The 11,076-nt window shown below is 40.3% G+C and carries 8 protein-coding genes; all 8 read right to left on the bottom strand.

Annotation, left to right across the window (positions count from 1 at the left end; translation table 11 throughout):
* Positions 1–170: 170 nt before the first annotated feature.
* Complete coding sequence (locus ACZ5XR_RS08075; RefSeq protein WP_464501147.1) at positions 171–1,247, bottom strand: M42 family metallopeptidase; 1,077 nt, start codon at positions 1,245–1,247, stop codon at positions 171–173.
* A 33-nt stretch (positions 1,248–1,280) separates the two neighbouring features.
* Positions 1,281–2,450, bottom strand: a complete 1,170-nt coding sequence (locus ACZ5XR_RS08070; protein WP_464501146.1) for a DUF917 domain-containing protein — start codon at positions 2,448–2,450, stop codon at positions 1,281–1,283.
* 20 nt (positions 2,451–2,470) lie between these two features.
* Positions 2,471–3,619, bottom strand: coding sequence for a DUF917 domain-containing protein (locus tag ACZ5XR_RS08065; RefSeq protein ID WP_464501145.1), 1,149 nt, complete (start codon positions 3,617–3,619; stop codon positions 2,471–2,473).
* A gap of 22 nt (positions 3,620–3,641) precedes the next feature.
* Positions 3,642–5,237 (bottom strand): hydantoinase/oxoprolinase N-terminal domain-containing protein, encoded by a 1,596-nt coding sequence (locus ACZ5XR_RS08060; RefSeq protein ID WP_464501144.1) that lies wholly within the window; start codon positions 5,235–5,237, stop codon positions 3,642–3,644.
* 214 nt (positions 5,238–5,451) lie between these two features.
* Entirely contained in the window at positions 5,452–6,669 is a 1,218-nt protein-coding gene (locus ACZ5XR_RS08055; RefSeq protein WP_464501143.1) for a PucR family transcriptional regulator, read from the bottom strand.
* 24 nt (positions 6,670–6,693) lie between these two features.
* The gene (locus ACZ5XR_RS08050; protein WP_464501142.1) at positions 6,694–7,671 is read right to left on the bottom strand and encodes an ornithine cyclodeaminase family protein; all 978 of its coding nucleotides are present in this window, start codon (positions 7,669–7,671) and stop codon (positions 6,694–6,696) included.
* 495 nt (positions 7,672–8,166) lie between these two features.
* On the bottom strand, positions 8,167–9,870 hold the full coding sequence (locus tag ACZ5XR_RS08045; RefSeq protein ID WP_464501141.1) for an NAD-dependent malic enzyme: 1,704 nt from the start codon (positions 9,868–9,870) through the stop codon (positions 8,167–8,169).
* Between the two features lie 97 nt (positions 9,871–9,967).
* Positions 9,968–10,936, bottom strand: a complete 969-nt coding sequence (locus tag ACZ5XR_RS08040; RefSeq protein WP_464501140.1) for a 2-keto-3-deoxygluconate permease — start codon at positions 10,934–10,936, stop codon at positions 9,968–9,970.
* Positions 10,937–11,076 lie beyond the last annotated feature (140 nt).

The following is an 11,076-nucleotide window of genomic DNA, read 5'->3' as shown; positions in this document are numbered from 1 at the left end:
TTTTCTAATCGTTTTTATAGCGTTATTTAAAAAAAAAACCCTTTAAGGGCAAAATGATACATTTTCCGGTCGTTTTCGTCTTAAATACCAAGCCATATACATTCTAAAATCCCCGCAGAAAGAAGTTTTTTGACAACTTCATGTTCAGGATAATTCAAGAACTACGCCTTTTATTTAAAGAACTCTTGTGAACGCAAAATAAATTCCTTAATAAGTTTAGCTGAATTTTTAATATCCTCTATGCAAACACTGCCGACAGCCGTATGCATATATCTCATCGGAATGGAAACCCCTCCCGTCAGTACCCCTTTGCCAGCCAAACTGATTTTCGCACCATCTGTTGCCCCGTGTAATACGACATCCCGTTGGTATGGGATCTCGTTTGTCTCGGCTACATGTATTAATTGCTGCGTTAACTTTTTCGGTACAGCATTTCCATTAAACGTTTTTAAGGACCAATCGAAAAATTTTATTGCAGGTCCGTCCCCCATTTTTATTGGCAGAGATTTTTCTGGTGTATTAGGGGTTCCACCCGCAAAGGTCACATCAATGGCAATAGCCAGATGAGGCTCTATTGTAAAAGCGGCAGGGCCTGCCCCTCTAATGCCAATTTCCTCTTGAACCGTTGCCACTGCATACACAGTAGGGAAAATATCCAAATCGTGAAGACTTTCCATCACTTCCAACATCACTGCACACCCTGCACGATTGTCTACAGATTTCCCGGCAAAAACATGGCCATTATTTAAAAATTGTCCATTTCGATCAAAAGATACATAATCACCAATATTTACACCAAGTTCTAGTGTTTCTTTTCTGCTGGAAGTCCCTACATCGATAAAAATTTCCTCTATCGGAATGGTCTTGCTCGCTTCCTCTTGCGCTACAATATGACTTGGTCTTACTCCAGTAACCCCTTTTACGAGGCCTTTAAAGGTATTTATATTGAGGAATTGGTTGATGGCCATTCTTGGGTCATGAATCCCGACAGGATGGATATAGACAAATCCACTCTCATCAATGAATCTTACAATATATCCAATTTCATCCATATGGGCTGATAGCATAATCTTAAAATCCTGGCTTTTCCCCCTTTTAATAAACACATGATTCCCAAGATTATCACGATAAAACTCATCTATAAAAGGCTGCATTTCAGAAACTAGATATTCAGCTACTTTCCCCTCGTCACCAGAAACACCTGGAATGGAGTCCAGTTCTTGCAATCGCTTTTTTAATTTTTCCATTTCTGTTAGCTCCTATTTTTTCTATGGATCTCTTTAAATGTTCACTTTGTGCTTTTGTCGCTCTTCTACTGGAATATAGTCCAAATCATACCCAAAGTATCTAGGGCCAAACGCTTCGATACCATTCTTAGTCCTCATCCGGTCTTGTGCTATCAAAAGAAGAATGGTTCCTCTATACCCATATTTGACGATATCTGTTCGAATCGGCTGACCCGTTTCTGTATCAACAATCATAATTAAATCAGGGGTGGTGCATTCGAGCTGACCATTTATATTTAAGTTTAACCATTCATTTTGAAAGTCTAGTGTGGCAACCTTGCCTTTATCATCGTTTATTCCTTCCATTACGAGCGTCCCTAACGTAAATCCCTTTTGCATCTCTGCACCAAATTCTCGCTTGATATCGGTAATTTTCCCATCAAACACTCTGTATCCTGAAAGATTATACTTTTCGCTAAGGTCAGTTATGATTTGGTCCGCTGGATTTACGTGTTCTTTTCGGGCATGCAGGACAGATTTTCCTACATCCCAGGCAATACTTTGGGAGTTGATGATCGATGTCCTCTTCACATCCGATCCTCTCATTGGATAGGTGGCAATCCATGAGATTCCTCCATAGGACATCGATGTTTTTCTGGCAATCGATTCTGCCATTAAGTAGTCTTCTTTTGTATCAATCACGGTTACATTCAGCCGGTCATCACACGATACGGTAGGGGTTGGATGGACACCATGGGTAGCCCAAGATGTCATTTGAATTTCAGGAAATGCCCGACCCATTCCATCGGCATCAATAATCGGGAGACCTAATTCACCTGCAACCGCGTATGTAATGGTCGACGCTACTCCTCCACATTCCAGTGGAATCAACGCCTGTACTTTTTGGCCGAGATAGTCCTCCAGTTTTGAAATAGCATGCGTGCAAACGTCTTCATTGGGCGGTTTTTCCGTTAAGACGATGGAAGAACCTAAAGGAGTTGGGCAAGCCACTAAAATATCGTCGGGTACATCTTCAGGATCGATCATGACGATGTCTTTTCCTTCATCTAACACTTTAAGAGCCCAAAGCAGGCCTATTTCCGGATTCCCTCCTCCTCCTGTTGCTAATATGGAGGCACCAAGGGTGATTTCCTCAATATCCTTCCTGTCGATCAATTTAAATTTTGTAATTCCCATTTCTTTGATTTTGTCAAAGACGCTCATTTAAATCCCTCCCCATGCAATTAGTTTAATTCTTCAACTGGAACGTAATCTAAATCGTATCCAAAGTATCTTGGTCCAAATGTCTCAATCCCCTTTTTTGTCCGCATTCGTTCATGAGTTGATAAGAGAAGGACCGTTCCTCGATAACCGTATTTAACAATTTCAGTACGTATCGGCTCCCCTGTTTCAACATCAATTATCGCAATTAAGTCAGGGGTTAAACATTTCACTTCATTGTCTATGATTAGATTTAGCCATTCATTTTGATAATCGATCGTTGCCACTTTCCCTGTATCCTGATTAATCCCATGCATAATTAATTTACCGATCGTGAATCCTTTACTTAGTTCCCCGCCAAATTCCCTTTGGATATCGGAAACCTTTCCATCAAATACCTTGAAACCCGTAACCTGATACTTTTCTTTTAGATTCAGGATAATCTGTTCTGCAGGGTTTACATGATGCTTTCTCGCATACATAACTGCTTTTCCCACGTCCCATGCAATGCTTTGAGAATGAAGAATCGACGCTCTTTTAAGATCTTTGCCATTCATTGGATAGGTGGCAATCCATGAAATGCCGCCATAGGACATCGACACCTTTCTGGCAATCGATTCCGCCATTAAGTTATCTTTAGTATCAATAATGGTGGAATTCAGACGGTCATCTGTCGAAACGGTAGGTGTTGGCGGCACGCCATGTGTTGCCCAGGATGTCATTTGAAGCTCTGGAAAAGCACGATTCATTCCGTCTGCATCAATCACCGGGATTCCTAACTCTCCAGCTATCGCATAGCTGACAATGGACGCTACTCCCCCGCATTCTGGCGGAACAATCGCTTCGACTTTCTTTCCCAGGTATTTTTCCAGTTTTGAAATCGACTGTTTTAATGCGTCCACATTTGGCGGCTTCTCTGTTAAAACAACTGGGGAACCCAAAGGAGAAACAGAACAAATAAGGACATCATCTGGAACCATCATAGGGTCGATTAAGACTATATCTTTCTTTTCCTCCAGGACTTTATAAGCCCATAGTCTTCCTATTTCGGGATTCCCTCCGCCTCCTGTTGCCAAAATCGAAGCACCTAACGTAATTTCATCGATACTCTTTTTATCAATTACCCGATATTCAGAAATATTCCAATTCTGAAGCACATCATAAACACTCACCGGAAAACTGCCTCCTTTCGATTTAAAATACATTGCCTTTTACGCGAACTCGTATCCGCTCTTTTTTACCAGGCATATAAGTAAATGGAACCTCTTCGATTTCTAAAATTTCCTCGGTGCCAGGCACTGCCCCAGCCTCTCTCACATGATTTTTCGCCAATTCAACAGCACGTTCAATGGCAGATTCCCTACTTTCTGTTTCAAGGTCGACCGCAATTTCCGAGGATCCACTAATTTCAGCGATGGTGCTTCCAACTGCTCCTCCAACTTCAAAGTTATCTGGAATAATGACTTCAGAGGTGCCATTAATATTCGTTTGTGGAACAACTATAGCTCCTCCGCCAATAAAGATGGCAGGGATTAATCCAGCCTTGGTCTTCATTTGGTCAATGGCAACTTCAATTTTTTCTTTAATGATTCTGTCAGCTTCCAGAATCGTTTCTTTCGGTACTGCTTCAATATTTTCTCTATGGGTAACAAACTCCGTTTCAAAGATATCCAAATTATTTGTTAAACGACCAGTCGCTACTGCCACATCATGTACGGTTAACATAGTTCCGCCAAACGAGATTCCCTCTTTCGTAAGCTTATACCCCACGCTTTTAGGTCCGACTGTTACCGTTTCATCCGTATTTTTTTCAATAATGGTTCCTCCGCCTAATGCAATCGATAATAAATCAGGCATTCTTATATTGGTCGTAACTCCCCCAATATTGACGGTAATGGAGCTTTCCCGTGGAAAACCATTCACAATATACGCAACATCAGTCGATGTTCCGCCTACATCAACTACCGCACCATTTTCAATACCGGATAAGTAAACAGCTCCACGGACTGAAGCCGCGGGACCAGCTGCAACCGTGAAAATCGGGTAGTCCACTGCGAAGTCAGCACTCATTACACTGCCATCATTTTGCACAGCGAACAGCTTTGCATCAATACCTCTGGCACATAGCGCTTCTTTAAACGCATTGACTGCATTTCTCATGACTGAAACAACAGAGGCATTTAAGATCGTGGAATTCTCTCGTTCGATTAAAGATAAGGAGGCAATTTTATGGGATAGCGTGATCGAAACCTCATCCCCTAAATATTCTCTAACGATTTGTGCAGCGCGTTCTTCATGTTTCGTGAGGATGGGTGAAAAAATCCCTACAATCGCTACAGATGTTACATTTCCTTTCATTTTTTTCACGGCTCTTACAATCTCGTCCTCATCCAATGGCATGATATCTCTTCCATCAAATTCAGAGCCTCCGGCAATAATATGAGTATGTAGTTTTCCGCCTATCGCTTCTACTAAATCCTCCGGCCACCCGGTTAGCGGAGGAATGGAAGTGGAGGAAGGTGCACCAAGACGCAACACCCCAACCTTGTCTAAATTTTTCCGCTCAATAATGGCATTTATGGTATGAGTAGTGCCTAATGAAATCATTTGGATATCTGAAGGATAAATCTTGCTTTCTTTTAATAAATTATCTAACGCCTTTACAATTCCAGTCGTTACATCTTCTGTATTCAAAGACTTTGTTTTTCCTATAACTTCCCGTCCTTGCATAATCACTCCGTCAGTAAACGTTCCACCTACATCAAAACCCATTCTTATTTGACTAACCATGAAAATCCTCCTTTTTAATCATTTGGCAAAACATCAAGTCATTTAATAGCCATGCCTATATTCGTTTTACAAATTTGAATTTTCAGAATTTACGCCAATTATACCGTTGCAAATTAGAAAGAGATATATTTTCAGGGAACAAAAAAAACGCCAAATGTTTGTTTATGGAAAACAATCAGCGTTTCAATAGATTACTAAAAATAAAATTAGTTGATTAAGGTAATAGGCACCGGACTTTGAGTGCGAGGTGTAAATTTAATTGATATGCCGGATTTTTGAAAGGGTCAAACCCTAAGATCTCCCGAACCTTTTGAATTCGGTATTTGACGGTGTTGGGATGTAAATATAATTTTTTCGCCACATCCAAAAAGCTCTCTTTGCTATCAAGATATACTTCTACAGTTTTAACTAGTTCTGTTTGATTCTCAAAGTCATAATGGAGAAGCTGTTCGAGGATGCCTAAAGGAAATTCACTTAAAAGAGCTTTTGAAGTCTGTCCTAATACACCATAAACTCCCAATTCCTGTACGGAAATGATACTTCCTGCCCCAAAAAATTTGGTTCCCACGTCCAACGTATACTGGGCATCTTTCAAGCTCTTACTTAAATCTACTGGAGATTTATAATAATTACCGATACCAACAGTTATCGTAGAGCCAGAAAATGCATTATCTACTGCTTTTTGGATCAGCTCTGATAATTGTCTTGTTTCTTGTTTCACCCTGCCTATGGGTGTATTGCAGTCAACATGTACAAACACAATAATCGCTTGATCACTAACCAGGACCTCACTACGAGGTGAATGTTTTTCTACTATCGAATGAACGACAGTATATATTTTCTGATCTAATAGCTGTTCACTTAACAGAGCTTCCCGCTCAATGGAAGCAATGACGGTTATATGTTTATGTTTAAGATTCAGTCCAATAGAATGGGCACGTCGGTACAAATCATCCTCGAGGTTAAATTTCCCTTCCATTAGCTCTGTCAAAAAATTGGCCTTTAAGCGACTCTCTGTAATTGAGACTGCTTGTTGTGATTTTCTATTATGAATCGCCCCTAATACCGCAGAAAAAACCTTTGTATAGGGCATGGTAGGAGGTAATAAAACGATGGGAAGGTTATAAAAGTCAGCTGTCTCTAACAATTCCTCACTAAATTTTGTCCCCGTTACAAAAGGGTGGATTCCAACAGCAGATACACCGGCCTCCCCGAGCTTTTGAATTGCCTCCACCTGCCCTTCCTGGTCAGCACTTAAGCTATGAAAGGTTGTTAAGATCAATTCACCGCCAACCAAGAAAGTTTCGAAATTATCTGGAATTTCCTGGACACTGACCTCCTCAATAATACGGTGTAAACCTTTCCATCCAGCAATTACACGCAATTCTTTTAACGGCTCCAGCCGGAGCATTTCATCTACACGCAATCCCATTGTCCAATCCTCCTAAGGAACCAATTACAACTGTATACTAAACCCCGCTTTATGTTTTATAGCTTTTTCGTACACATATTTGGCAACTAATATATCCACGACGGCAAGGCCGACAGATTTAAACACGGTAATTTCATTATCGTTTTCTCTTCCCTGTTTTTTCCCACTTACAATTTCACCTAGTTCGGCATAAATTTTATCCGGGGAAAAACTACCTTCGTGAATCGGAAACTGCAGATCACCGGTTTCCTCAAGTGCTGCTTCTGTTGATTCTACTACTACCTTATCTGCAGAAGATATGGCATAAGACGGAAGTTCTTGCATCTCAGGGCGAAATGATCCTACGGCATTGATGTGAACACCCGGTCTTAAAGGTTCCGAAAAAACGGGTGAAGGTGAATTGGTGGCCGTAATAATAATATCTGCTTCCTGAACGGCCTTATTGGGATCCGGGTAAACTTGAATCTCTTTGTTAAATTTTTCAGATATAATTTTAGCAAAATTGTGTGCCTTTTTTTCAGTCCTGTTATATAGGACTACTTTTTCAATTTCCCGAACCGTTAGAACCGCTTCTATCAGACCTATCGCCTGTTCCCCCGTCCCTATTAGAGTTAGTACTTTTGAATCCTGGCGGGATAGATACTTCGTAGCAACTCCTGATAACGCTCCCGTACGTATCTTTGTTAAATACGAACCTTCCAAAAGAGCAACCGGTTCTCCTGTTTCAAAATCAAAAAGCATGATTACACCATTAATCATTTTCTTTCCGACTTTATGATTGCCTGGTACTACAGTCACTAATTTTAATCCCAGACCCTTGAGTTCTTCGGCAATCGATGGCATGACTAATGCCGTGTTTTGATCGTTACCGAATGGGAGAGCTGTACGAATCGGTGTAATGGTTCTGCCTGCGGAAAATTCCCATAAAGCAGAGCTGACATGATCAATAACTTCTTTCGTATCTATTAATTTTCTTTGTTCATCGGCATTTAAAAGTAACAATTTTTTATCCCCTTCCTTAATTTAATGGATATATGTTGAATGCCTATGAATGGTTAATAATTTAGCAGGCTTTTTATTCTAAGAGGAATTTGGTTCTAATAACGAACCAGTAGTTCTTTTTTTATTTTTAATATAAGTTAAAATTTTAGAAAATTCAATATACATATACATTTACCTAATATACGCTTTAAAAATTTCCTATAACTAAAAAAGTTACGCAGATATATTACCGCCTAATCAACCTTTACCGAATATCTATTAGGAAAGGTCATTAGTATTAGTCTAAAAAATTCACATATATTCATGTCAATTCCATTAATTTTATCCTAATTGTTGTTATAAATAATATATCGAGTGCTCAATTGGTGTAGCCTGAGCAATGGTCGAATTATGATCTAGTTAAATAGGAAAAATGCCTGTCACTGCCTAGTAAAACGACTTTCGTCAATTACCAGGAGTACAGGCATTTTATTTTACATATTAATCATATAGAAATTAAATGCTTGCCCAATTACCGACACTCTTAATTTCCTTATACTCAGGCTGCCACACGGCATCTACCACAGCTTTCGCTACATCCGTAATATCCGCTCTCGCAATCCCTTCCTCGATCGCAGCCTTTGCTACTTCGACGGCAACATAGATTGATACATCATGCAATTTGTCAATCGATGGAAGCAGCGATGCACCTGGTTGGCAGCTGTCACTCATTTGTGCTACAGCGTTTGCTGCTGCTGCGAACATTCCTTTTGAGATAATCTGAGCTTTTGCAACAATAGCTCCGAGGCCAAGGCCAGGGAATACAAATGCGTTATTAGACTGCCCAATTTCATAGGAAACACCATTGAATTCTACATTGGCAAACGGGCTGCCGGTTGCAATGAGAGCCTTTCCATCTGTCCAATTAATCAAGTTTACCGGCACGGCTTCAGTCAGTGCGGTAGGGTTGGACATAGGCAAGATGATGGGACGCTCTACGTGCTTGGCCATTTCTTTCACAATTTCTTCAGTGAAGGCGCCAGCTTGTCCGGAAGTACCAATCAGGATGGTTGGCTTCACCCTCTGAACGACTTCCATTAATGAAATGATTCCATCCTCATTCTTATCCCACTCCTTCACTTCATTCGCCTTTCTTACATAAGGCTTTTGAAATTTCAGGACATCTTGTGTTTCATCCGTTAGTAACCCCCGATAGTCGATAGCCCAGAAACGGTCATAGGCTTCTTCTCTGGTCAGCCCTTCAAGAACCATAGTCTCTGCGATTTGGTCAGCGATACCAATACCAGCAGCCCCTGGTCCGAAGACAACAATGCGCTGGTCCTTCAGAGCAGCTCCTGTTACTTTCAATCCAGACATAACGGCCGCAAGGGTTACAGCACCTGTTCCCTGGATATCATCGTTGAAGGTAAGGATTTTGTCACCGTATTTATCCATGATTTTACGCGCATTCACATTGCCAAGGTCCTCCCAGTGAAGAAGAACCTCTGGAAAGAACTTTCTTGCCGTCTGAACGAATAAATCAATGAATTGATCATAACGCTCACCGCGGACACGGGCGAATTTGTTGCCGATATAGATAGGGTCTGAAATCAAAGCCTGATTGTTCGTACCAACATCCAACACAACAGGCAGTACGCGGCTTGGATCAATACCAGCTGCCGCTGTATAAACGGCAAGTTTACCGATGGCTATATTAATGCCGCCTACCCCTTGGTCCCCGATACCAAGAATGCTTTCAGAGTCGGTAACGACGATTAAATCAATGTCATTTTTGGACTGCCCAAGGTTATAAAATGCTTTTTCAATGCCCTCTGGATCATCAATGGATAGATATAAACCACCTGGGCGGCGGAAGGTATGGGAGTATGACTGGATCGCTTCACCAACAGTAGGAGTGTAGATGATTGGAAGCATTTCTGCTAGGTGTTCTTTTAAAACTCGGTAAAATAAAACGACATTACGGTTATATAAATCATAAAGCACCCCGTTTTTGAACAGATTCGTTGTTCGCATTGAATATTGCTCATAGAACCTATTTGCCTGTTCATCAAGGGTGAGTACACGGGACGGTAACAAACCGTCGAGTCCAAGGTCCTCCCTTTCCTCTTTCGTAAAAGCCGTTCCTTTATTCAAAAAAGGATTAGAGAGAACATCTTTTCCTTTTAAAGTTGTAATAATAAAATTCTCAGGTACATTCATGGTGTTTCCTTCTTTCTATCATAAAAAATTAAAAATACTTTTTGCAACGAAACAAAGCAGACAGGTAAATCGCTGACTGCTTTGGTCTATCTATTTATCATGCTGCAATATTAATTGGTTTATTAGCTTTTTTCCTTTCGGACCTTTTAAATACATAGCTAACAATAATTGGACAAACGATTGCAGATACTACACATGCTGCTGCAACTTGTGCAGTAGCTGATTGTGCTACTGAAGATAAGGCTGGATCTGCTGCTGCAACAATCATTGGTGTTGCTACAGCATTTCCTGCAGTCGACCCAGTTGCTAAACCAACAATAGGATTTTCTTTAAATAATTTCAAAAGTACGAAAGCTCCAATTCCAGTGAAAGCAGCGATTAATCCAAGTAATATGCCAGGGCCTCCCGCTTTTAGAATCGTTGAAAAATCCATACCTGCACCTAATGGGAAGGAGAAGAATGGGATTAATAATAATTTACTGCTTCCAAGGAACTTTCTCATTTCTGGATCGATATTTCCTAAAATCATTCCGATTACAATTGGAATTAATACTCCTAGAAGTGTTTGAAAAGGAATAGTGGCAAGGCCGGATGCACCTAATGCAACTAATGTGAAAAATGGACCATCTTTTAAAGAAAATAATGCATATGCGCCTACATCTGTTTCGTCACCATACGATGAAGCAAGAGATGCATATAATCCTCCATTAGCATTTAATAATGCTGCAAGGATGGCTAATGGTGATAATCCTAGTATTCCGGCTGGCCCGAAAAGCATGGCAACACCTAAACCTATACCAGCACCTACGATAAATTTTCCTGTTAAAAGAATCGCACCTTTTTTTAACGCCTTTGGTGCTAATTTAAAATTAATTTGGGAACCAATTAAAAACATAAAACATGCCAAAATGGTAGATGATGCTTCTTTACTAAATAAGGCCGTTGTAAAACTTCCAATTTTTAAAACTTGCGGGAAAAATGTATTCGTTAATACCCCTAAAAATAGTGGAACAACCATCAGACCGCCTGGAATTTTATCAAGCATTTTCTTAATTGGAATTTGCATTTTTCATCCTCCTAAAATAGTTAATATAATCTTGCTATACAAGTTTTTCTAGCTGTATTTTTGATTTCTTCATTTAAAGCGGGAGTGGAACAACACCAACCAATTTCTACAGTTCTTGTAGAAAGCGTTTTCCAAATTTC

This window comes from Neobacillus sp. Fa239 (genome assembly GCF_055395235.1).
This window is presented reverse-complemented; position numbering and strand designations above follow the sequence as displayed.

Bases quoted from the DNA above. Each gene is read 5' to 3' on its own strand.
- ACZ5XR_RS08040 (WP_464501140.1), bottom strand. From the start codon at position 10,936: ATGCAAATTCCAATTAAGAAAATGCTTGATAAAATTCCAGGCGGTCTG.
- ACZ5XR_RS08070 (WP_464501146.1), bottom strand. From the start codon at position 2,450: ATGAGCGTCTTTGACAAAATCAAAGAAATGGGAATTACAAAATTTAAA.
- ACZ5XR_RS08060 (WP_464501144.1), bottom strand. From the start codon at position 5,237: ATGGTTAGTCAAATAAGAATGGGTTTTGATGTAGGTGGAACGTTTACT.
- ACZ5XR_RS08055 (WP_464501143.1), bottom strand. From the start codon at position 6,669: ATGGGATTGCGTGTAGATGAAATGCTCCGGCTGGAGCCGTTAAAAGAA.
- ACZ5XR_RS08045 (WP_464501141.1), bottom strand. From the start codon at position 9,870: ATGAATGTACCTGAGAATTTTATTATTACAACTTTAAAAGGAAAAGAT.
- ACZ5XR_RS08075 (WP_464501147.1), bottom strand. From the start codon at position 1,247: ATGGAAAAATTAAAAAAGCGATTGCAAGAACTGGACTCCATTCCAGGT.